Here is a 20,536-nt window from a genome sequence, read left to right on the forward strand (position 1 = left end):
TTTCTCTGTCCTTTGTGATCGTCTTGTTATTCAGCCGGTACGCTTTGCACACCGGATTGGTCGCGGGCCGAACTGATCAGAGCGCGGCGCGCGAGGGCGTAATTGTCTTCGGTGCCGGACCGTTTGGCCTTGCGGTCGTCCAAAATGCGCTCGACATCGTCGAGGCGTCCGGCACGCAGGCCGGAATCGATCGTAATGCGTTCAAAAACATCCCTCTGGGCGTGACTGCCGCCGGCCAATTGCATCGAATTTCGCGCATTTGCAAGATGCTCGAAGGCTTGAAGATAATCGCCTTTTCCAAATGCCTCGAGGCCAATGGCAGCGGCCAAGCCCGGGTCGGCCATGCGACGTGCCGTGTCGGTTGCGGGCTGTTGCGAGTCCTTGTGAATACGGGCCAGCAACTTGGCGGTCGAGTCGGGCCTGTTGTCACCAGTCAGTGCCAGAAGGTAATGCAGATCGGCGAAGATCAAACAGCCGTCTTCGGTGCGGGCGGCGCTCAGGTCGGCCAGTTCTTCCCATCGGGTGCCAATGTCCACCCCTTCAAGCTCGAGCCGCGACAACAGCGAGGTCGCATTCGAAATATCGCGATAGTCATCTGTCTTGTCCTGGCGAATTTCGTGGTCGTACAGATCAAGCACCTGGTCGATCTGACCCAGATCCAGATGCATCAACGCCTTGTGCCACCACACGTGATAGCGGAAGTTGTTGCAGTGGGACCAGGCAGCCTCGCGCCCGGCCAGCCAGTCCAGACCGGATTGCGCATTGCCCGTCATTTCGTGCACGTGGGCGACTGCGTGCAGGCCCCACGCGTCGTCCGAAACCATCCACAGAGCCTGCCGCCCCGCGATCTCGGCCTTTTCATAGGCACCGGTTTCTTCCAACGCAAAGGAATGGCACCCAAGCAGGTATCCACGACCGGGGTGATCAGGCGCATAAGCTGGCAGAACCCGTTCGATCGAGCGTCGCATCCCTGCGGAGTCACCCAACACGAAGCGGGTCGCGTGGCTGAGTTTCATGGCCAGCGTGTCATCGGGGTGGCTTCGCAGAATTGCCTCGAAGGTTTGCACGGCGCGGGTGGGCTGGCCTGCCAGCCAGTGATCCAGGGCCTCAAGATACAGTGTCTCGCGGGCCGAAATCGGCTGCTCAGCGGCCGCACTCTTTGCGGCGGCGGCGGCCTGATGGGCGACCTCCATCATTTCCCTGCGCCCCAACAGAACCATGAACAGCCCCTTGATGGCATGTCCAAGCGCAAAGCCCGGTTCAAGCTCAAGCACCTTGCCCAGATGCTGAGGTGTGACGGCTGCGTGAGCCATGAAACCAAGCAGAACACCATTCCACGCTTCGGCGCTGTCCGGGTGGGTAAGGGTGTTCATCTGTCCGAAAACATCTTGCTGCATGCTTGGGTCCGATCTGGTTGCAAAAACTCACACTCTTGGACTTAGCAGAGTGTGCAGACGGGACGTAACAGTATCGGGCCTGCTCTCGAATTGGTGAAAGCTTGTGTTCGCAAAAAGCGAAAAAAATCGCCGATTCAATGACATGTTTCAGCGACTTGCCGCCGAAAAAGGCAGAGTGTTTCAATCCTCGAAGGGGTTTTCCGCGTTCAGAACCGCTTGCGTGTCAGCGCCGAACTCGGGCGGAGCAGAGCGGTAGGTCACCGGGCTGCGGGACAACTTCAATGGATTCCCGATCAGCCGCACCGGGCCGGGCCGGGCTGGCATATCCACTTGCATCCCCCGCGCCGCCACCTGATCCGAGGCAAAGACCTGATCCAGCGTCTGAACCGGCCCGACCGGCACTTTCAGCGCCTCGAGGCCATCGATGACGGCCTTGGTCTCCAGCCGCTGTAGCGCGGGCCGCAGAACGGCGTTCAATGCGTCGCGGTGTTCCAGCCGGGCCGGGTTGGTGGCGAACCGCGTATCGTCGGGCAGGTGACCCAGCTTCAGAAAGCCGCAGAAACGCCGGAACTGGCTGTCATTTCCCACGGCCAGAATGACGTGTCCTTCGGCGGTTTCATAAACATCATAGGGCACGATGTTGGGGTGCCCATTCCCGCGCCGCTGTGGAACCTGGCCCGAGGTCAGATAGTTCACACCCTCGTTGATCAGCCATGCGATCTGGCTGTCGACCAGTGCGATGTCGATCTGCTGGCCTTCGCCGGTCTGATCCCGGTGGCGCAGCGCCGCCAGAATGCCGACGGTCGCGTACATGCCGCACATCACGTCGGCGATGCCCACGCCGACTTTCATAGGGGCTCCATCCGGTTCGCCCGTCAGCGACATGATCCCGCCATAGCCCTGCGCCATCAGGTCATAGCCCGGCTTGGCCGCGTTCGGGCCGGTCTGGCCGTAGCCCGAGATCGAACAGTAGATCAGCCCCGGAAAGTCCCGCGAGAGGGTTTCATGGTCCAGCCCGTATTTGGCCAGCCCGCCGGGTTTGAAATTCTCGATGAGGATGTCAGCATGAGAGGCCAGCCGCCGGATCTGTGCCTGCCCCTCTGGCGTGGCGATATCGATGGCGACGGACTTCTTGTTGCGGTTCGCGGCCATGAAATAGGCGCTCTGATCGGTCGGGTTGCCATCCGCATCGGTGACATAGGGCGGCCCCCACTGGCGGGTATCGTCGCCACCGGTGGCCGGGTTTTCCACCTTGATCACGCTGGCGCCCAGATCGCCAAGCAGCTGCGTGCAGGTCGGGCCGGCCAGAATGCGCGACAAATCCAGAACCTTGACGCCCTTCAGCGGCCCGTCAGATGCGGCCATCATAGCCTCCGCGGTCGATCTCGGCGGCGATCACGGTTAACGTGTCGGCGGCCATCGCGGCCTTCAGCGCAGCGCGCAGTTCGGCACGGTTGCGCACGGTGTGGCCGTTGCCGCCGAACGCCCGGCCCATCGCGGCATAGTCATGCCGGTCGAAATCGACGCCCCGGTTGCCCATCTGGCGCTGGCGCTGCTTCAGTTCGATCAGTGCCAGGCTGGCATCGACAAAGACCAGAAAGATCGGGTTTCCTCCCATTTCCGAGGCGGTCGACAACTCACCGGCCACCATCAGGAACCCGGCATCGCCGGAAAAGCTGATGACCGGGCGGTCGGGTTCGGCCAGTTTCAGGCCGATCGCCATCGGAACGGCGCAGCCCATCGTGCACAGCGCCGAAGACTGGATCAGGCCGCGCGGCTCCGGGCACTGCCACATCTGGCTGAGAAGGATGCGGTGCGCGCCGCTGTCTGCGGTGGCCAAGGTTTCGGGGGGCAGGGTATCGCGAGCCTCCGCGATCACGGCGGCGGGGCCCCAGTCGTCATCGGTCGGAAAGGCTGCGGCCAAGGCGGCTTTGGCCTGCGCCGGCTGGCCTTGGGGCCAGGTCGGGCGGGCGGGGTTGCCCTTGGCGATCGCCTCAAGCGTGGCGCCGGTATCGGCCACCAGGTTCAGCCCCGCCTGATGCATGTAGTGGTCATTCACCACGGCCGAGATGTCGATCACGCGTTTCTCGTCCGGGTCCCAGATCTCGCGCCAGCCGGGGCGCATTTCGATGGGGTCATAGCCCAGGCACAGGATCAGGTCGGCCTGTTCGACCAGCGGCACAAGCTGCGTGTCGGCCAAGGGCGACAGCCCCGCGCCCCCCAGGCACAGCGGGTGATCCTCGGGCACCACGCCCTTGGCCTTGTAGGTCGTGACGAACGGGATGCCGAAATGTTCCAGAAACGCCCGCACCACGCTGCGCGAGTCGTCATACAGCACGTCCAGCCCGATGATCGCCAGCGGACGCTCGGCCTCGGCCACCCAGCGGCGGGCCTTCTCCAGGCATGTGCCCTCGGGCGCGACGCGGGCGGCCCGGGTCAGCCGTCGGCGCTTGGCGATAGACACCCGGGTATCGGCGACCGAGATCGGTACGTCGATATGCACCGGCCCCGGTCGCGCCTGCGTGGCCAGCGACACCGCTTTGTCGGCGATGATGTCGGCGCCCTTGGCCGTCAGGGTGAACGTACCCTTGGTGATCGAGCGATAGACCTGCGCATGATCCATGACCTGATGGGTGTAGGTCAGCGCCTCGTCGGCATCGACGCAGCCGGTCAGCACGATCATCGGCACCCGGTCCTGCAGCGCGTTGGCCACGACATTGATGCCGTTCATGGCCCCAGGACCCAGAGTCGCCACCAGAACCGCCGGCGCGCCGTCGCGGTGGTGCACCGCCTCGGCCATGAAACCGGCCGAGTTTTCGTGCTTGGTCAGGTGAAAGGTGATCCCGGCCTGTTCCAGCGCATCGACCAGGGTCAACACCTCGCCCCCGGGCATGCCGAAGGCGTGGCGGCACCCGGCCTCGTACAGCCGTTGCGCCAGAAGGTCCGCAGCGCGGGGGGACAGGTCCTGCATCGAACAAGCTCCGTAAGTTCCGTTGCGCAGCAGATTGCGGAGGTTCCGGGCCGGCGCAAGCCGCATCACGCCAGTGTGACTATTTGACAGCCAAATCGGCGATGGCGGCGAATTTGGCGTCCAACTCTTCGGCAATCGCGGGCAAGGCGTCGGAGCCGCCGGTGTAGGGGGCAAAGACTAGGCTGGGCGTCTTGTAGGACAGCGTCGCGGTCCCGTCCTCGTTTTCCGTGACGTACAGGCGGATCGGCGCCTCGATCATCGCGGGCACCGATTGTTCCAGAATCCGCACCGCATAGTCGTTGTTGAAGACCCCGATCACCCGATTGCCCGGAATGGTGATGCCGCGCGCGGCGGCGGCCTTGGTCGGCCCGGCCTGCGTGACCACGATCAGACCGTTTGCCTTGACCGCCGCGATCGTGTCGGCCACCAGCGCGTCATGGGTCTTGGTCGTCGGGTGGACGGCCCAACCCGGCCTGGGTTCGATATCGGCCGCCAGCGCGGGAAGCGCCAGCAGGCCGAGAAAAAACACAAGATGTTTCATCACGGGCTCTCCAGGTCATGGTTTACCCGAGTCTTCCCGAATTCCCGGCTGCGTACAGTCACAATATCGTGGGTGGCGGGCTTGCGCCGGGGGTGCGAAACCCGCACAAGCGACAGTGTGAAACGGAAAAGGCAGGCGAGTGGCATGCGTGTTTTGATCTGCAGCAGCTGCGCGGGCGAGCGCGACTTGCTGGCCGAGCGTCAGGCCGTATCGGACGCCCTGCGCGTTGCGGGACTGGACGGGCAGGTCGAGATCGCCGAGCACGCCTGTTTCAGCGGCTGCGACGAGCCGACCGTGGTTGCGATGCAGGGGGAAAGCCTGGCGTCTTACGTGTTTTCAGGGATCGATCCGGTTGCAGATGCCGATGACATTGCGGCGACCTGTCGGACCATTCTGAACAGTCCGAATGGCTGGATCGAAGACGCCCGGCCGTGCGGGCGGCTTCGCTTGTGTCTGCGGGCGCGGATCCCCGCGTTTCAGTCCACCTGAACCGTGACGGACGCGCTGACAGGCACCCCATCCACGGCCAGCGGGCTGTGGCTGTTGGCGTTCAGCGAGACCTCGATGGTGGCTTCGCCCTTGGGCAGGTCTGGGATGTGCATCCAGTTGCCATAAAGCCGCGCCAGCTTGACGCCGTTCACATAGACATGCGCATGGCCTTCGCCGGGCTTGTCCGTCAATGAGGCATTCTCAGGCGAGAAGCGGAAGTTTTTTGGCATCACATGCAGGTTCCAACCCGCCATCGGGTCGGGGGTGACGGCGATCTCCAGCCCCGGCGCGTCCGGTCCGGCGGGCAGGTTGATGGCGGTGCTATGGTCATGGGCCATGGCCTCGACGTGGTGGCCGCCATGTTGAGCGGGGTCGGAATGGTCGTGGCCGTCGAAGGTGACGCCGTTGGCTGCAGCCAGCACGAACCCGGCACCCCCGCCAAAGACCAGACCGATCGCAAAAAGAGCAAGCGAGCGTGTCATCTTGTTTCCTTGAAAAGCAAATGACCCGCCGGTTGGGCGCCGGCGGGTCGTGGGATTTTGGGGATCAGGCCGCGGCTTCGACGCGCTTGCCCTCGCTTTGCCAGAAATACCCGGCAAACGAACCCAGCAGCACCCAGGCCACAAGGCCGACGCCAAAGGCGCGTGCTGCGAACAGGGCCCCGATCTCGGTCGGAACCGGCCCGGTGAACACGTCGGGTTCCGGCGCGCCGATCAGGTGCGGGGCCATCAACAGCACGGCCGCAACCAGATAGCTGACGATGTTGCCACCAAAGGCGACCAGCCACATGGCCACACCAGCAGCCGCGACGGTTGCCCACCACCAGATCTGCCGCGCAAACACATCGGCTGCGGCAACGCCCGGAACCTCGGGGGCCAGGGTGAAGCCCGGCGCCAGGTGAAAGGCGATGAAACCGGCAAGGCCCCACAGCACGCCCGTGCGCCCGTCAACCGGGTGGCCCTGGGCTTCGGCCAGCGACATCAGGGCGACCAGAACCAGCGCATAGCCGGTATAGGTCAGCATGGTGAACACCACGCTCAGCCCGTCGCGGGTCAGGTCCGAGAACATGCCCGGCAGTTCGGGATGGGCCGAGACGGCTTCGGCTCCGAAATGCACCAACTCTCCGGATTCATACAGTTCAGCATGCAGCAACACAGGCTGCACGAATACCAACTGCAGCAGGGCGACGATCAACCCGGCTGCAGCACCAGCGAACAACGCGCTGGTCAGAATGCGACTGAACATTGTTTAGTGGCAGGGGAAGCCGGTTGCGTGGCGCACGTCATGGGCGGCGTCATGCAGCGCCGATGCCTGAACGTGACCGGCCAGGGTGATGATCCCCAGGCCCAGGGCTGCCGCGAACACTGCCGAAAGAATGCCAGCGCGTGCCGTTGATGCGGTTTGCGTTTGTGTCGTCATTTTCTGTCCTCCTGTGCCGCCGCACCCGACGGCCGGTGTTTCATTGTTCGCCTGGCAGGTCTCCTGGCTTGCGGGTCAGCGCCTCTGTTCGCCTTCCCCCCGAACGGATCGGGAGTGGCTGGTTGAACAGGGCTCACCGCTTACAGTCGCGGGGGCGGCTTTGGATTTGACCTGCGCGCAGGCCGCACCAAATTCCCTCTTAGCATCCGGATGTCTCCGGCAGGACCAGACCCGTCCATTTAGACGTGAATGCCGCTGTGGCGCAATCGCCATTTGCGACCTTTCGCATCAATTCCCGCGCTTTTTCAGAATGTAGATGTCCATGATCCACCCGTGCCGGGCGCGGGCCTCGGCGCGGGTGCGGAGAATCTCGTCGGCCACATCCGCCAGCGGACCTTTGATCAGGATCTGCTCGGGCATACCCACGTACGCCCCCCACCAGATGTCAAAATCGGCCATGTCCAAAGTCTGGAACGAACATTCGCCATCGAGCATCACCGCAACCGTATCCGCAGCGCTGGGCCAGCCCTCGTCGCGGATGCGTCGGCCTGTAGTGACCAGATAGGGCGCGCCGATCTCGTTGATCGGCATGGCATGGGCCGCCGTCAGCGCCTGCAGCGCCGTGATGCCGGGGATCACCGTCGTGTTCGGCTGCGGGTCCAGCCGCGCCGCGATTCGCAGCGAGCTGTCATAGAGCGACGGGTCGCCCCAGATCAGCAGGGCGACGGTGCGCGCCTCGGGGTGACGGGCCATCGCCTCATGCCAGCGCAGGGCGATTGAGTCGTGCCATTCATCCACGCCGCGCAGGTAGCCATCCTGCGACCGGCGCTCGGGGATGTCGAAATAGGCGATTTGGGGCGGTGTGTCGGTGACCTTGCGGATGATTTCCTCGCGCACCCCGGCCAGATCGGCCTTGTTGGCGCCCTTGCGCGGGATCAGGATCAGATCGGCCGTGCGGATCGCCTGCGCGCCCTGAAAGGTCACGTGGTCCGGGTTGCCGGTGCCGATCCCGATCAAGACCAGATCAATCATCGTCGCTCTCCGCCAGCGGACCATATAGGATCAGCGCCGGCGCGGTACCGATCTCGGAGCCCAGGCGCTCGGCCAAGGCACCGACGGTGGACCGGTGCAGCGATTGCTCTGGCGTCGAGACCGACTCGGCCATCAGCGCGGGGGTATCCAGAGGCAGCCCATGCGCGTGCAGCGCGCCGGCTAGCAGTGGAAAGGTGCGCTTGCCCATGAACACCACCGTCGTCGCACCCGGGTCGGCCAGCGCGGGCAGGTTCAAGTCCTCGGGAAGCTTCCCGCTGACATCGTGGCCGGTGACGAACTGCACGCGCCGCGCGGTCAGCCGCCGGGTCAGCGGGATGCCCGCCGCCGCGGCGGCGGCAATGGCCGAGGGGATGCCCGGTATGATCTCGTACGCGATGCCGGCAGCGCGCAGGGCCACCAGTTCCTCCTCGAGCCGCCCGAACAGGCCGCCATCGCCCGACTTCAGCCGCACGATCCGTTGGCCGGTCTGGGCGTATTCCACCAGCAGGCGGCTGACATGGTCCTGCTTGGGCGAGGGCCGCCCGGCGCGCTTGCCCACGCCCACAAGGTCGGCGTCCTTGCGCGCATGGCTCAGGATCGGCCCGCTGCTGAGATCGTCGAACAGAACCGCGTCGGCCTTCTGCAGCCGGTCCACGGCCTTGAGTGTCAACAACTCCGGGTCGCCGGGGCCGGACCCGATGAAGGAAACGAAACCGCTCATGCGCTGGCCTCTGCGATCAGATGGAAGAAAGTACCGGTGACATGTCCGCGGCGCGATCCGGTCTGCGGGCCTTCGGCACCTTCGGCGTCAAAAACCCGCGCCAGGGGCGCATCGGGCTGCTCGACGATCGAGGAATAGTGGAACTCGTGCCCTCGCAGCGCGGTCCCGGCCGAGAACCCAGGCATGTCGGCCAGCAACTCGGCCCGGCGATAGCCCAGGTTGAATTTGCGCTTCTCGTACGAAGTGACAAGGCCCAGCAGCCCGGCCATCCGGTGACGGGTGCCGTCCTTGTCGATCAGCCCTTCGCCCAGGGCCATGTAGCCGCCGCATTCGCCATGCACGGGCCGCGTTTCGGCATGTTTGCGCAAGCCGGTCAGGAACCGCTCTGCCGCTGCCAGGGTTCCGGCGTGTAGTTCGGGGTACCCGCCGGGCAACCAGACCAGATCGGCATCCGGGGCCGGCGCCTCGTCCGCCAGCGGAGAGAAGGGCAGGATCTCGGCCCCGGCCGCGCGCCAGCCTTCGAGAAGATGCGGGTAGGTAAAGGAAAACGCCGCGTCCCGGGCAAGTGCGATCCGTTGCGCCGGAGGGCGCGGCAGCGCGGCCGACGACGGCCCCGCGGGGCCCGAGGAGACCGCCCTCTTGATCGCCTCCAGATCCACATGCGCGCGCAGAAATTCCGCGTAGCCGGCAATCGCACTTTCCAGATCGGGGTGCTCGACCGCCTGGATCAGACCCAGATGCCGCTCGGGCAGGGTCAGGTCGCCGCGTCGGGGCAGGACGCCCAGAACCGGCAGGCCCGCGCGCTCCATCCCCAGACGGGTCAGGCGTTCGTGGCGCGGGCTGGCGCAGCGGTTCAGAATCACGCCGGCAAAGGGCAGGTCGGGGTTATACATCCGGAACCCCAGCGCCGTTGCGGCGGCCGATTGCGCCTGACCACCCACATCCAGCACCAGAACCACCGGCCAGCCCATGCGCAGCGCGGTCTCGGCGCTTGACCCGTGGCCCAGTTCTCCCGGCTTGGCGACTCCGTCGAACAGGCCCATCGACCCTTCGGCCACCACGATGTCGGCACCTTTGGCCTGCGCCGCAATCGCGCCCAGCAACGGCGCGCCCATCGCCCAGCTGTCAAGGTTGAACGAGGCCCGCCCCGCCGCCGCCCGGTGAAAGGCCGGGTCGATGTAGTCGGGACCGCTCTTGAAAGGCTGCACCGTCAGCCCGTCCTCGGCCAGCGCGCGCAGCAGGCCCAGCATCACGGTCGTCTTGCCCGTCCCCGAGGATGGGGCCGAAATGAGCAGTCCGGGCGGGTTAGTCATCGCCGTGACTCCAGCTCGACCACGGGCTGTCGGCGCTTTGCGGACGATAGCGACGGTCATAGGTCTTTGAATACAGACAGCTTTCGTCGAAGCCTTCACCGGCCAGTGCCGGCCCGACCAGGATCAGCGCGGTGCGCGAGATGCTTTCGTCCAGCGAGTCCTTCAACGTGCCCAGCGTGGCGCGGATGATCCGCTCGTCCGGCCAGCTGGCGCGGTACACCACGGCCACCGGGCAATCGGCGCTATAGGCGGGGGTCAGGTCGGCCACCACCTTGTCCAGATTGCCGATCGACAGGTGGATGGCCAGTGTGGCGCCGGTGCGGGCGAAGTTTTCCAGCGTTTCGCCCTCGGGCATGGACGAGGCGCGCCCCGGCGTCCGCGTCAGCACCACCGATTGCGCCAGCCCGGGCAGGGTCAGTTCGGTGCCCAAAGCGGCTGCCGCGGCGGCAAAGGACGGAACGCCGGGGGTCACGCTGACTGGAATGCCCATCTGTTTCAGGCGCCGGATCTGTTCGCCCATCGCCGACCAGACCGACAGGTCGCCCGAATGCAGCCGGGCCACGTCCTGACCGGCGTCATGGGCGGCTTGAATTTCGGCCATGATCTGATCCAGATCCATCGGCGCGGTATTCACGATCCGGGCGCCTTCGGGGCAGTGGGCCAGGATCTCCTCGGGCACCAGCGACCCGGCATACAGGCACACCGGGCAAGCGGCGATGATGTCGCGTCCGCGCAGGGTCAGAAGGTCGGCGGCGCCCGGTCCGGCGCCTATGAAATGAACGGTCATGTCTGTCCTCCGATAGCGACCGCGCAGGTGGCAAGGCGGTCTTCCGAGATCTGTCGGGGTGAAAGCAGCCGCGCGCCCGGTCCGGCGGCGGCGAGGGCGGAAGCTTCGGCCACGCTGCCGGTGCCATGGGTGGCGCGGCTGCGGGGCGAGCAGGTGAGCGTGCGTTGCCCGGCCAGATCGGCCGGGTCCGCGAAATGCAGGGGCAGGGCGCAGGCGGCGGCAAATTCGGCCAGCGCCGGATGGCCGGCCTTCTCGGCGGCGGTGGCCAGCGCGTCCACCGCCTGCCCGGCAGTGGCGCGGTCGAACGCGGCCCGCAGGCTGGCGCAGGTCGCGGTGGACGAAAATCCAAGCCCGGCCACGATCATAATGTCACGCTCCACTGAACGACCGGATAGGCCGATTTCCAACCGCGCCGGGGACCGAGGTCGCTGGCCTGCGCCAGCTCGATCCGCAGCAGGTCGCCGCCCAGCTTGGCGTGCCATTGGCCCAGCACCGCTTCGCTTTCCAGCGTCACGGCGTTGGCCACCAGCCGCGTGCCCGAGGGCAGGTTGGCCGCAAGCCAGTCCAGCAGCGCGTCGCTCAGCCCACCGCCGATGAACACCACGTCAGGCAAGGGCAGGCCGTCCAGCGCGTCAGGCGCCCGGCCATGGATGACCTGCAACCGATCCTGTCCCAGCGCGTCGGCATTGGCGCGGATGCGCGCGGCGCGGTCGGCGCGCGGCTCGATCGTGGTGGCAGTCAGGGTCGGGTCGGACATCAGCCACTCGATGCCGATCGAGCCGCTGCCGCCGCCGATGTCCCACAGATGCTCGCCCCGCGCAGGCGCCAGCGCCGACAGGGTCAACGCGCGCACCGGCCGTTTGGTGATCTGCCCGTCGGTCTCGAAGATCTCGTCAGGTTTGCCCGAGGCCAACGGCAGCACAGGCCCGTCGCCCGAAACCTCGAGCGCCACGCAGACCGGATGCTCGAAGGCGCCCAGCAGGGCTTCGGTCAGGGACATGCTGCGCGCGCGTTCCCGAGGGCCGCCGAGGGCCTCCATCACGTGCAGGGTCGTATCGCCGAACCCGGTCTCGGTCAGATAGCGGGCCAGCTCGGCCACAGCGGCCCCGTCGCGCAGCAGGACGATGGCGCGCAGGCCGCGCGACAGATGCGGACGCAGGCGGGTCAGGGGGGCGGCGTGCAGGCCGAAGGTGGCAACGTTTTCCAGAGGCCAGCCCAACCGCGCGGCCGCCAGCGAGAAGGTCGACTGCCCCGGCCGTGCCACCCAGTCTTCGGGGACAAAATTGCGCGCGATCACCGACCCGGCGCCAAACCAGAACGGATCACCCGAGGCCAGAACCACCGTGCGCCGGCTCTTCAGGCCCTGCAGGATGGGCAGCCCGTCGGCGAACGGCACCGGCCATTCGATGCGTTCGGCCCCGGTTTCGGGAACTAGTGACAGGTGCCGGGGCGGGCCCATGATGACCTCGGCGCGCTCCAGCTCTTGACGGCTTGCGGCCGACAGGCCATCCAGTCCATCCTCGCCCAGGCCCAGAATGGTCAGCCACGGAGTCTCAGACATGCCCAACCTCCTGATCCTTGGCGGCACGACCGAGGCCAACGCATTGGCCCGCGCCGTGGCGGATTTGGGTGTGGCGGCAACCTATTCCTATGCGGGCCGGGTCGACAACCCGCGGCCGCAACCGCTGCCGACGCGCGTGGGTGGCTTCGGCGGGGCCGAGGGTCTGGCGCGTCACATCCGCGACAACGGCGTGACCCATGTGATCGACGCCACCCATCCCTTTGCCGCGCGGATGAGCCGCAATACCATCGCCGCCTGCCAGCAGACGCAGACGCCGCTGGCCGCGTTGACCCGCCCGGAATGGACGGCCGCGCCCGGTGACCGGTGGCAACGCGTGCCCGACATCGCCGGCGCCGTCGCCGCGCTGGCCGGGCCGCCGCGTCGGGTGTTCCTTGCGGTGGGGCGCATGCATCTTGAGGATTTCGCGGCGCAGCCCCAGCACCACTATCTTCTGCGGCTGGTCGATGAACCCGGCCCGCTGCCCTTCGCCGATTGCGACGTGGTCGTGTCGCGCGGGCCGTTTTCGGTTGAAGACGACACAGCGCTGATGCGCCGGCACCGAACTGAACTGGTGGTGTCCAAGAACGCCGGCGGCACCGGCGCGCGCGCCAAGCTGGATGCCGCGCGAGCGCTGGGCATCCCGGTGCTGATGATCGACCGGCCCAGGCTGCCCCGCCGGGTCGAACTGACAAGCGTGCCGCAGGTTCTGGACTGGCTGGGTCATTCCGGCGTGGACCTTGGCGTATAGACGATGGGGCCGATGGGCCGCTCGATGACGCGGGTCAGCGACGAGCCGACGATCACCACCGTCTGCATGTCGGCCATGTCGGGCGTTGCCTCGGCCAGGGTCGCGATGCGGATCGCCTCGTCCGGGCGCGATACGGCGCGGGCGAATAGGATCAGACGCTCGGGCTCGCATTCCTGCCGCAGGATTTCCAGCGTCTTTACAAAGCCTTCGGGCCGCGACTTCGAGCGCGGATTGTAAAAGGCCATTGCGAAATCGGCCTGCGCGGCCAGCCGCAGGCGTTTTTCGATCACCGCCCAGGGCTTGAGGTTGTCACTGAGGTTGATGGCGCAGAAATCATGGCCCAGCGGCGCGCCCGCCCGGGCCGCGGCGGCCAGCATGGCGGTGATACCGGGTAGTACGTCAATCTGGATGTTACGCCAGGCGTCGGGGCCGTTTTCCAGCGCCTCGAACACGGCGGCGGCCATGGCAAACACGCCCGGATCGCCCGACGAGACCACGACCACCCGCTTGTCCTCGGCCGCCATGCGCAGCGCGTGCTGCGAGCGGTCGATCTCGACCCGGTTGTCGCTGGCGTGCAGGGTCAGGCCCGGCCGTTCGGCCACCCGCGCGACGTAGGGAATATAGCCCACCACATCGGTCGCCTCGGCCAAGGCGGCGGTCACCTCGGGGGTCACCAGCGCCTCGTTTCCGGGGCCAAGCCCGGCGATCTTGACCCAGCCGCTCATGGCCGCCGCCCCCGTCCATGCACGATGATGATCGAGAAATAGGGCGTGACCTCGGTGCAGGCGTCGCTCAGTTTGCGAACGGTCTGGTTGGGCATCTGCGCGTATTCCACGATCCAGGCTCGGTCGAACAGGCCCGCAGTTTTTAGCGCACGCTTCACCTTGTCGATGTTGCGGCCGATCTTCATCACCACCAGCGCGTCGGTGCGCGCCATGCGGTCGGCCAGAACCTCTTCGGGCAGAGTGCCCATCAGCACCGTGAGGATGTCGTCGCCCCAGGTGATCGGATCGCCCGAGGCCGTCCACGCGCCTGACATGCCGGTGATCGCCGGCACCACCTCGACGGGCACCACGTCGCGCAGGCGGCTGTAGAGATGCATGAACGAGCCGTAGAAGAACGGGTCTCCCTCGCACAGCACCACCACGTCCTCGCCCTGATCGGCCAGCTCTTTCAAGCGCGCGGTGCAGCGTTCGTAGAACTCGGCCAGCAGCGCATTGTAGCGCGGATCGGCGACCGGGATCTCGGTCGTGACCGGGTATTCCATGGGAAACTCGACCGCATCATCGCGGATTATCCCGTTCACGATCTTGCGCGCCTGCCCGGTACGACCGGGCTTGCGGAAATAGGCCACGTGTTTCGCGCCGCGCAACAGGCGGTCGGCCCGGACGCTCATCAAATCAGGATCGCCGGGGCCGAGGCCCACGCCATAGATCGTGCCCATGCTCATTCCGCCCGGCTTGCGATGGCGTTGATCGCGGCAACGGTGATGGCGCTGCCGCCCAGGCGGCCCTTGACGATGCAGCTGGGAACGGGCTGGGCCTCCCACAGGGCGTCCTTGGATTCGACCGCGCCGACAAAGCCCACAGGGCAGCCGATGATCGCGGCGGGGCGGGGGCAGTCGGGGTCCTCGAGCATGTTCAGCAGGTGAAACAGTGCCGTGGGCGCGTTGCCGATGGCGACCAGTGCGCCTTCCAGATGCGGGCGCCACAGTTCCAGCGCGGCGGCGGATCGGGTGTTGCCCATCTTCTCGGCCAGCGCGCGCACGCGCTCGTCATGCAGGGTGCAGATGACCTGGTTGTCAGCGGGCAGGCGAAAGCGTGTGACGCCTTCGGACACCATCCGCGCGTCGCACAGGATCGGCGCGCCGTTTTCCAGCGCGGCGCGGGCGGTGCGCACGAAGCCGTCCGAGAAATGGATGAATTCTTCCAGCCCGACCATCCCGGCGGCATGGATCATGCGGACGGCGACCTGCTCTTCGTCCGGATCAAAGCGGGCCAGATCGGCCTCGGACCGGATCGTGGCGAAGGATTGCTTATAGATCGCCGCGCCGTCGGTTTCGTATTCATAGGGCATCAGGTCAGGTCCATGGTCTTCAGTGTTTCGGGGTCCAGCCCGCGCTGGACGGGCTCATCCCCCGCGCGGCCGTGTTTTACAAGATCAAATCGCCCGTCGCGGCCCACCAGCGTCAGATCGGCCGCGCCCATGCGTGCGCAGCCCTTGGCGCAGCCCGAGACATGCAGACTGCCGGACACGCGCGGGGCCAGCGCGCGGGCGATGGCGCGGGTCTCAGCCTGCGCCTGCGGGCAGAATGGCGCGCCGGAGCAGGCGTCGGTGGTCAACAGGGGGTCGGCGCCGTCGGTCACGAAGGCCGGGGCCGGGATCGCCGCCCCGCCTTCCAGCAAGAACAGCCGCCAGGGCGTGACGCGCAGGGCGGCGGCGCCCGAGGCCTCGACCAATGCACGCAACTCGGCGGCGGGCAGTTGCCCGAAGGCCGCGCCATAGATCGGGCCGATTGCGCTGTTGCCGGGGTGCATCGCCGGTGCCGTGGGGCCGGGGGCGTGGCCCTGCCATTCGTCGGGCAGAGCCTGCACCGCGATCAGGCGGGCCATGCGGCGGATGTCAGAAGTGAAGCGCTCGGAGAACCACCTGGCCAGATCGATCACGCAGTCGATCGCCGCGTCCTCGGTCACCAAGCGGCCGGTCTCGGCCCCGTCGGCGCGCAGGATCAGGCCCGCAGGTCCTCGCTCCAATCGGATATCGGCCGAGTCCCCGGCCAGCAGCCGCGCCTCGCCGGTATCCACCGCAAAGCCGAACTTGGCGGGCAGGGCGGGCAGATCACCCAGCCGGTCGATCAATGCCTGAGTCAGACGCGTGGTCAGGTCGCCCGGCTGATACAGCGGCGACACAAGAATGTTGCGCCGGGTTTCGATGCCCGGTTCGGCATCCAGCAGGCTCAGCGCCGACAACTCGGCCAGCAGTGGCTGGTGATCGTCTTCGGCCACGCCGCGCAGTTGCAGGTTGGCGCGGTTGGTCAGGTCGATGGTGCCGTTACCGAACCGCAGCGCAAGATCGCACAGCCCCAGCGTCTGCGCGGCGCTCAGCCGGGCCAGACGCGGGCGCACCCGCACCACCAACCCGTCGCCGGACATCATCGGGCGGTGGGCGCCGGGGCACCAGCCCTGAACGACCGGGGCGCTCATCCCAACCCCTCCAGATCCGCGCGGATCGAGTTGCGGCGGGTGTTCCACAGCCCGGCCTCGAACAGCGCGCGGAACCGGTCCTGCATGGCCTGATGAGCCTGCGGATTGGCCTGCAGCAAAAAGGCGTCCACCTCCGGGTTGCCGAGGGTGGCATCGTGATAGAGGTCGAACAGGTGCGGGGCGACGCTGCCCGACAGATGTGCGAAAGACGCCATGTGATCCAGCGTCGCGGCGATCTCGGCCGCGCCGCGGAATCCGTGGCGCTGCATACTGGCGATCCAGTCGGGGTTGGCGGCGCGCGCATGGACCACGCGGCTGATTTCCTCGGGCAGGGTGCGGGCGCGGGGCGTTTCAGGGCGGGTATTGTCCAGGTGGTACAGCTGCGCCTGCCCGCCTGTCAGCTTCTTCGCGGCGGCAAATCCGGCCTCATGCGTAGCATAGTCATTGGCCAGCAGCAGATCGGTCTCGGTCAGGTCCTGCAGGTGCACGAAACTGTCGGCCTGCGCCACGCGCTGGGTGATCCCGTCGGGGTCGTGGGCAATGTGCTCGCCCTCGAAGGCAAAGGCGCTGGCATCCAGCCAGGCCTGACCGGCCTGCGCGCGTGCCTCGTCGGTGTAGGTTTCCGACAGGTGGGTCATGTTCAACCCATAGCTGCCCGGCGCCGGGCCGTAGACCCGCGCGGCGGGCGGCTGGCCCGCGTAGGGGTTCCAGTCGGGCGCCTCGTCGCGTTCTGACAGCGCCCGGACCGCCTGACCGAACAGCGCCGAAAGGGTCGGGAACACGTCGCGGAACAGGCCTGAGACGCGCAGGGTCACGTCCAGCCGCGGGCGCTCCAGATCGGTGATCGGCAAGACCTCGATGCCCGAGACGCGCTCTGACCCCGGATCCCAGACCGGTTTGACGCCCAGTAGGTGCAGCGCCATGGCGAATTCCTCGCCCGCCGTGCGCATCGTGGCCGAGCCCCACAGATCGACGATCAGGCCCTTGGGATAGTCGCCTTCCTCCTGCAGGTGGCGGCGCACCAGTTCTTCGGCCAGTTTCACCCCCTGCGCATAGGCCGCGCGGGTCGGGACGGAGCGCGGATCGGTGGTGAACAGGTTGCGCCCGGTGGGCAGCACGTCGGTGCGCCCGCGATAGGGCGAGCCGGACGGGCCAGCCTCGATCCGTTTGCCGGCCAAGGCATCCAGCAGGGCCTGCCGTTCGGTCTGTGCTGACGCGGCAGTATCGAAATTGCCCGCAACCTGCGGCGCGCGGCCAAAGACGTGCAGCCCGTCGCCGAACTGGCTTTCCTTGATGTCACAGACGAAGCGGTCGATGCGGGTGATAGCCTCGGCGGTGCTGGTGGCCTGATCCAGCCCCAGATCGGCCTCGAGCCCGATGGCCTGCGCCTCATCACGGATATCGGCCTGCAACCGGTCGCGCCGTTTGGGGTCCAGCCCGTCGGCGTTCGAGAACTCGTCCAGCAGCGATTCCAGCCGCACCATGCGGTCGGGCGTGCTGCTTTGCTTCATCGGCGGAGGAATGTGGCCCAGCGTCACCGCCCCGATCCGGCGCTTGGCCTGCGCGGCCTCGCCCGGGTCGTTCACGATGAACGGATAGATCACCGGCAGATCGCCGATCAGCGCCTCGGGCCAGCATTCCGCCGAGAGCGCCACCGATTTGCCCGGCAGCCATTCCAGCGTTCCGTGGGCGCCGATATGGATCAGCGCATCGGCGCCCAACCCGTGCCGCAGCCACAGGTAGAAGGCTACGTAGCCGTGCCGGGGCGTGCGCGACAGGTCGTGGTATTCGTCGTCGCGCAGTTCCGGACTGCCGCGTTCGGGCTGTAACGCCACCAGCGCCTTGCCGCGCCGAAGCGCGGTGAAGTGGAAGGCCCCATCGGCACAGGTCGGGTCGTCCTCGGGTGCGCCCCAGACGGTTTCCAGATCGGCGCGCAACGCCTCGGGCAGTTGCGCCAGCGCCGCGCGGTAGGCCGAGACCGGCCAGGAAATCCGGGCGTCCAGCAGGGTATCGGCAATCGGTTCGGCGGGGGCGGTGTCATAGCCGGCGCCCTGCAGGTCGGACAGGATCGCCTCGGCCGAGGCCAGCGCGTCCAGCCCCACCGCATGGGCCATCTGCCAGTCTTTGCCCGGATAGGTGGACAGGACCAGCGCGGGGACCTGTTGCGCCTTTGGTTTCTCGGCCAGGTCCACCCAGGCCATCGCCCGGTCGACGATGGCGGTGATCCGGTCGGGCTCGGGTCGGTGGGCGAAACGGGAATATTCCAGATGCGGGTCGCGCTTGCCCGGCTCCTTGAACGAGGCGACACCGGCTGTGATACGCCCGTCTACCTCGGGCAGGACCACATGCATGGCCAGATCGGCGGGCGACAAGCCGCGTTCGGCCTCGGCCCAGGCCTTGCGGCGCGAAGTGGCCAGCGCGACCTGAAATACCGGCACGCCCGCCACGTCCAAGGGCGATGTGCCCGACGCGCCCTTGCCCGAAAACGAGGTGGCATTGATGATCGCCGAGGGCGTCATCTCGGGGATAATCTCGGCCAGCCATTCCGCCGCCGCAGGCGCCTTGAGCGAGGGCGCGAACAGCCCTACCGCCTGATGACCCCGCGCGCGGATTTCTCGGATCAGGGCCGCGACCGGCGCGGTATCGGCCGCGGTCAGGTAGGCGCGGTAGAACGTCACGATGATGCGCCGGCCTTCGCCCGCGAATGCGTCCTCGGGCGCAATCACGCCGCGATCCGGGCACCACGCGCCGCAGTCGGGCAGAGTCTTGGCCCCCATCACCGGCCCGGCATAGAGTCCCGCCGCCAGCGCCATCTGCGCCAGCGCCGCCTGCGCGGCCACCTCGCCGCCGGTGTCGCACAGATGCGCCAGCCGCCGCAGGGTCGAGACCGGCAGGGTGGAATAGTCGTCCAGCCGCGTATCCTCGCGCCCGTCGGCGGGCAGCACCGCCAGCGCGATGCCCTTGGCCTGCGCCAGCGCCAGCACCTGATGCAACCCGTAGGACCAATAGGGCACGCCGCCGATCAGCCGGATCAGGATGCCCTTGGCGCCCTCCAGCGTCTGCTCAACATAGGTGTCGACCGACAACGGGTGCTTCAGCGCCGTCAGGTTGGCCAGCCGCAACGAGGGCATCCGCCCCTCGGGCCCGCCGCCGCGATGCCAGCCGGCCGCGAAAGCACCCAGATCGCTGTCCGAAAAGGACAGCACCACCAGATCCGCCGGGCTCTGGCCCAGATCGGTCGGGGTCTCGGTTTCTTCGAGCCCGTGGCTTTCGCGGAAGACGACGTGCATCGGTGCTTACTCGGCGGCCTCGGTGACGCCCGTCAGGATGCCGCGGATCGCGGCCTCGTCGATGTCGTCATGCTCGGCGATGACCACAAGGCGCGAGCGGCGCTCTTCCTCGGGTTTCCACGGGCGGTCATACTGGTGCCGCACCCGCGCGCCGACCGCCTGGACCAGCAGGCGCATCGGCTTGCCCTGAACGGCGGCATAGCCCTTGACCCGCAGGATGTTCAGCTCGTTCGCCAGACGCTCGATATTGGCGACCAGCTGCGCCGGGTCGGTCTGTTCTGGCAACTCGACCACAATGCTTTCGAAATCGTCATGTTCGTGGTCGTCATGGCCATCGTGATGCGAGGGGCGGGCGTCCATGTCGTCCTCGGCTGCGGCCTCCAGCCCCAGCACCACGCGCACGTCCACCGCACCCTCGGCCACTTCGACCACGGGCAGGGGGCGGGGCGCCTCGGCGGCGATGATCTCGCGCGCCTTGGCCACGCCTTCGGGGCCGGCCAGGTCAGGCTTGGTCAGCAGGATGATGTCGGCGCACGAGATCTGATCCTCGAACACCTCGGACAGGGGCGTTTCGTGGTCGATCGAGTCATCGGCCATGCGCTGGGCACCCACCGCCGCGACATTCGGGGCGAAGCGGCCTGCGGCCACGGCCTCGGCATCGGCCAGAGCGATCACGCCGTCCACGGTGATCTTGGAACGGATGTCGGGCCAGTCGAACGCCTTGAGCAGCGGTTTCGGCAGGGCCAGACCGCTGGTTTCGATCAGGATGTGATCGGGGCGCGGGTCGAGCGCCATCAGCGCCTCGATCGTGGGGATGAAGTCATCGGCCACGGTGCAGCAGATGCAGCCATTGGCCAGTTCCATGATGTTTTCCGCCGGGCAGTCGGGGATGGCGCAGCTTTTCAGGATTTCGCCATCGACGCCTACATCGCCGAATTCGTTGACCACCACGGCCAGCCGCTTGCCCTGCGGGTTTTGCATCAGATGGCGGATCAGCGTGGTCTTGCCCGAGCCGAGAAAGCCGGTGATGACGGTGACGGGAAGTTTTTCGAGGGTGCTCATGC

General features: G+C 67.0%; 21 protein-coding genes and 1 riboswitch. Of the genes, 2 read left to right on the forward strand and 19 right to left on the reverse strand.

Annotation, left to right across the window (positions count from 1 at the left end; translation table 11 throughout):
• Window positions 1-26 precede the first annotated feature (26 nt).
• The 4 genes from ACR0BA_RS00375 to ACR0BA_RS00390 all read right to left on the reverse strand — a co-directional run bounded on the left by ACR0BA_RS00375 (window position 27) and on the right by ACR0BA_RS00390 (window position 4,909).
• Complete coding sequence (locus ACR0BA_RS00375) at window positions 27-1,397, reverse strand: tetratricopeptide repeat protein (protein WP_222456948.1); 1,371 nt, start codon at window positions 1,395-1,397, stop codon at window positions 27-29.
• A gap of 180 nt (window positions 1,398-1,577) precedes the next feature.
• The gene (locus ACR0BA_RS00380; protein ID WP_480725948.1) at window positions 1,578-2,762 is read right to left on the reverse strand and encodes a CaiB/BaiF CoA transferase family protein; all 1,185 of its coding nucleotides are present in this window, start codon (window positions 2,760-2,762) and stop codon (window positions 1,578-1,580) included.
• Window positions 2,749-4,368 (reverse strand): thiamine pyrophosphate-binding protein, encoded by a 1,620-nt coding sequence (locus ACR0BA_RS00385; RefSeq protein WP_480725949.1) that lies wholly within the window; start codon window positions 4,366-4,368, stop codon window positions 2,749-2,751. The genes ACR0BA_RS00380 and ACR0BA_RS00385 overlap by 14 nt, the downstream gene beginning before the upstream one ends.
• A gap of 79 nt (window positions 4,369-4,447) precedes the next feature.
• On the reverse strand, window positions 4,448-4,909 hold the full coding sequence (locus ACR0BA_RS00390) for a DUF302 domain-containing protein (RefSeq protein ID WP_170366540.1): 462 nt from the start codon (window positions 4,907-4,909) through the stop codon (window positions 4,448-4,450).
• A 144-nt stretch (window positions 4,910-5,053) separates the two neighbouring features.
• Between ACR0BA_RS00390 and ACR0BA_RS00395 the strand changes: the two genes are divergently transcribed.
• Window positions 5,054-5,398, forward strand: a complete 345-nt coding sequence (locus ACR0BA_RS00395; RefSeq protein ID WP_480725951.1) for a DUF1636 family protein — start codon at window positions 5,054-5,056, stop codon at window positions 5,396-5,398.
• Here the strand turns inward: ACR0BA_RS00395 and ACR0BA_RS00400 are convergent.
• The 9 genes from ACR0BA_RS00400 to cbiE all read right to left on the reverse strand — a co-directional run bounded on the left by ACR0BA_RS00400 (window position 5,386) and on the right by cbiE (window position 12,231).
• Window positions 5,386-5,880 (reverse strand): hypothetical protein, encoded by a 495-nt coding sequence (locus ACR0BA_RS00400; protein WP_480725953.1) that lies wholly within the window; start codon window positions 5,878-5,880, stop codon window positions 5,386-5,388. The genes ACR0BA_RS00395 and ACR0BA_RS00400 overlap by 13 nt on opposite strands.
• A gap of 64 nt (window positions 5,881-5,944) precedes the next feature.
• Complete coding sequence (locus ACR0BA_RS00405) at window positions 5,945-6,643, reverse strand: CbtA family protein (RefSeq protein ID WP_170529106.1); 699 nt, start codon at window positions 6,641-6,643, stop codon at window positions 5,945-5,947.
• 3 nt (window positions 6,644-6,646) lie between these two features.
• Window positions 6,647-6,817, reverse strand: a complete 171-nt coding sequence (locus tag ACR0BA_RS00410; RefSeq protein ID WP_005981986.1) for a CbtB domain-containing protein — start codon at window positions 6,815-6,817, stop codon at window positions 6,647-6,649.
• Window positions 6,818-6,853: 36 nt separating this feature from the next.
• Window positions 6,854-7,062, reverse strand: a riboswitch (cobalamin riboswitch).
• A gap of 43 nt (window positions 7,063-7,105) precedes the next feature.
• Entirely contained in the window at window positions 7,106-7,849 is a 744-nt protein-coding gene (cobF, locus tag ACR0BA_RS00415; RefSeq protein ID WP_480725955.1) for a precorrin-6A synthase (deacetylating), read from the reverse strand.
• Window positions 7,842-8,570, reverse strand: a complete 729-nt coding sequence (gene cobA / locus ACR0BA_RS00420) for a uroporphyrinogen-III C-methyltransferase (RefSeq protein ID WP_480725957.1) — start codon at window positions 8,568-8,570, stop codon at window positions 7,842-7,844. The genes cobF and cobA overlap by 8 nt, the downstream gene beginning before the upstream one ends.
• Window positions 8,567-9,883 carry a cobyrinic acid a,c-diamide synthase CobB gene (locus tag ACR0BA_RS00425; RefSeq protein ID WP_480725958.1) on the reverse strand — a complete coding sequence of 439 codons (1,317 nt, stop codon included), beginning with the start codon at window positions 9,881-9,883 and terminating at the stop codon, window positions 8,567-8,569. Before ACR0BA_RS00425 ends, cobA begins: the two co-directional genes overlap by 4 nt.
• Window positions 9,876-10,670: a precorrin-4 C(11)-methyltransferase gene (cobM, locus tag ACR0BA_RS00430; RefSeq protein WP_480725960.1), complete on the reverse strand. Its 795-nt coding sequence runs from the start codon at window positions 10,668-10,670 to the stop codon at window positions 9,876-9,878. The genes ACR0BA_RS00425 and cobM overlap by 8 nt, the downstream gene beginning before the upstream one ends.
• The gene (locus ACR0BA_RS00435; protein ID WP_480727430.1) at window positions 10,667-11,035 is read right to left on the reverse strand and encodes a cobalamin biosynthesis protein; all 369 of its coding nucleotides are present in this window, start codon (window positions 11,033-11,035) and stop codon (window positions 10,667-10,669) included. The genes cobM and ACR0BA_RS00435 overlap by 4 nt, the downstream gene beginning before the upstream one ends.
• Window positions 11,032-12,231, reverse strand: a complete 1,200-nt coding sequence (gene cbiE, locus ACR0BA_RS00440) for a precorrin-6y C5,15-methyltransferase (decarboxylating) subunit CbiE (RefSeq protein WP_480725962.1) — start codon at window positions 12,229-12,231, stop codon at window positions 11,032-11,034. Before cbiE ends, ACR0BA_RS00435 begins: the two co-directional genes overlap by 4 nt.
• Between cbiE and ACR0BA_RS00445 the strand changes: the two genes are divergently transcribed.
• The gene (locus ACR0BA_RS00445) at window positions 12,230-12,979 is read left to right on the forward strand and encodes a cobalt-precorrin-6A reductase (RefSeq protein WP_480725963.1); all 750 of its coding nucleotides are present in this window, start codon (window positions 12,230-12,232) and stop codon (window positions 12,977-12,979) included. The genes cbiE and ACR0BA_RS00445 overlap by 2 nt on opposite strands.
• Here ACR0BA_RS00445 and cobJ read toward each other — a convergent pair.
• Genes cobJ through cobW form a run of 6 tightly spaced genes read right to left on the reverse strand, consistent with a single transcriptional unit; the run spans window position 12,952 to window position 20,534 of the window.
• Window positions 12,952-13,704, reverse strand: coding sequence for a precorrin-3B C(17)-methyltransferase (gene cobJ / locus ACR0BA_RS00450; protein ID WP_480725965.1), 753 nt, complete (start codon window positions 13,702-13,704; stop codon window positions 12,952-12,954). The genes ACR0BA_RS00445 and cobJ overlap by 28 nt on opposite strands.
• Window positions 13,701-14,429 carry a precorrin-2 C(20)-methyltransferase gene (locus ACR0BA_RS00455; RefSeq protein WP_480725966.1) on the reverse strand — a complete coding sequence of 243 codons (729 nt, stop codon included), beginning with the start codon at window positions 14,427-14,429 and terminating at the stop codon, window positions 13,701-13,703. The genes cobJ and ACR0BA_RS00455 overlap by 4 nt, the downstream gene beginning before the upstream one ends.
• The gene (locus ACR0BA_RS00460) at window positions 14,426-15,055 is read right to left on the reverse strand and encodes a precorrin-8X methylmutase (protein ID WP_170366531.1); all 630 of its coding nucleotides are present in this window, start codon (window positions 15,053-15,055) and stop codon (window positions 14,426-14,428) included. The genes ACR0BA_RS00455 and ACR0BA_RS00460 overlap by 4 nt, the downstream gene beginning before the upstream one ends.
• Window positions 15,055-16,182, reverse strand: a complete 1,128-nt coding sequence (gene cobG, locus ACR0BA_RS00465; protein ID WP_480725968.1) for a precorrin-3B synthase — start codon at window positions 16,180-16,182, stop codon at window positions 15,055-15,057. Before cobG ends, ACR0BA_RS00460 begins: the two co-directional genes overlap by 1 nt.
• Entirely contained in the window at window positions 16,179-19,472 is a 3,294-nt protein-coding gene (gene cobN / locus ACR0BA_RS00470; protein ID WP_480725970.1) for a cobaltochelatase subunit CobN, read from the reverse strand. The genes cobG and cobN overlap by 4 nt, the downstream gene beginning before the upstream one ends.
• 6 nt (window positions 19,473-19,478) lie before the next feature.
• The gene (gene cobW, locus ACR0BA_RS00475; protein ID WP_480725972.1) at window positions 19,479-20,534 is read right to left on the reverse strand and encodes a cobalamin biosynthesis protein CobW; all 1,056 of its coding nucleotides are present in this window, start codon (window positions 20,532-20,534) and stop codon (window positions 19,479-19,481) included.
• Between the last annotated feature and the right edge of the window lie 2 nt (window positions 20,535-20,536).

This window comes from Ruegeria sp. CI5, from assembly GCF_056536885.1.

Coding starts and splice junctions, on each gene's coding strand:
- ACR0BA_RS00375 (WP_222456948.1), bottom strand. CDS start 1,397: ATGCAGCAAGATGTTTTCGGACAGATGAACACCCTTACCCACCCGGAC.
- ACR0BA_RS00380 (WP_480725948.1), bottom strand. CDS start 2,762: ATGGCCGCATCTGACGGGCCGCTGAAGGGCGTCAAGGTTCTGGATTTG.
- ACR0BA_RS00385 (WP_480725949.1), bottom strand. CDS start 4,368: ATGCAGGACCTGTCCCCCCGCGCTGCGGACCTTCTGGCGCAACGGCTG.
- ACR0BA_RS00390 (WP_170366540.1), bottom strand. CDS start 4,909: ATGAAACATCTTGTGTTTTTTCTCGGCCTGCTGGCGCTTCCCGCGCTG.
- ACR0BA_RS00395 (WP_480725951.1), top strand. CDS start 5,054: ATGCGTGTTTTGATCTGCAGCAGCTGCGCGGGCGAGCGCGACTTGCTG.
- ACR0BA_RS00400 (WP_480725953.1), bottom strand. CDS start 5,880: ATGACACGCTCGCTTGCTCTTTTTGCGATCGGTCTGGTCTTTGGCGGG.
- ACR0BA_RS00405 (WP_170529106.1), bottom strand. CDS start 6,643: ATGTTCAGTCGCATTCTGACCAGCGCGTTGTTCGCTGGTGCTGCAGCC.
- ACR0BA_RS00410 (WP_005981986.1), bottom strand. CDS start 6,817: ATGACGACACAAACGCAAACCGCATCAACGGCACGCGCTGGCATTCTT.
- cobF (WP_480725955.1), bottom strand. CDS start 7,849: ATGATTGATCTGGTCTTGATCGGGATCGGCACCGGCAACCCGGACCAC.
- cobA (WP_480725957.1), bottom strand. CDS start 8,570: ATGAGCGGTTTCGTTTCCTTCATCGGGTCCGGCCCCGGCGACCCGGAG.
- ACR0BA_RS00425 (WP_480725958.1), bottom strand. CDS start 9,883: ATGACTAACCCGCCCGGACTGCTCATTTCGGCCCCATCCTCGGGGACG.
- cobM (WP_480725960.1), bottom strand. CDS start 10,670: ATGACCGTTCATTTCATAGGCGCCGGACCGGGCGCCGCCGACCTTCTG.
- ACR0BA_RS00435 (WP_480727430.1), bottom strand. CDS start 11,035: ATGATCGTGGCCGGGCTTGGATTTTCGTCCACCGCGACCTGCGCCAGC.
- ACR0BA_RS00445 (WP_480725963.1), top strand. CDS start 12,230: ATGCCCAACCTCCTGATCCTTGGCGGCACGACCGAGGCCAACGCATTG.
- cbiE (WP_480725962.1), bottom strand. CDS start 12,231: ATGTCTGAGACTCCGTGGCTGACCATTCTGGGCCTGGGCGAGGATGGA.
- cobJ (WP_480725965.1), bottom strand. CDS start 13,704: ATGAGCGGCTGGGTCAAGATCGCCGGGCTTGGCCCCGGAAACGAGGCG.
- ACR0BA_RS00455 (WP_480725966.1), bottom strand. CDS start 14,429: ATGAGCATGGGCACGATCTATGGCGTGGGCCTCGGCCCCGGCGATCCT.
- ACR0BA_RS00460 (WP_170366531.1), bottom strand. CDS start 15,055: ATGCCCTATGAATACGAAACCGACGGCGCGGCGATCTATAAGCAATCC.
- cobG (WP_480725968.1), bottom strand. CDS start 16,182: ATGAGCGCCCCGGTCGTTCAGGGCTGGTGCCCCGGCGCCCACCGCCCG.
- cobN (WP_480725970.1), bottom strand. CDS start 19,472: ATGCACGTCGTCTTCCGCGAAAGCCACGGGCTCGAAGAAACCGAGACC.
- cobW (WP_480725972.1), bottom strand. CDS start 20,534: ATGAGCACCCTCGAAAAACTTCCCGTCACCGTCATCACCGGCTTTCTC.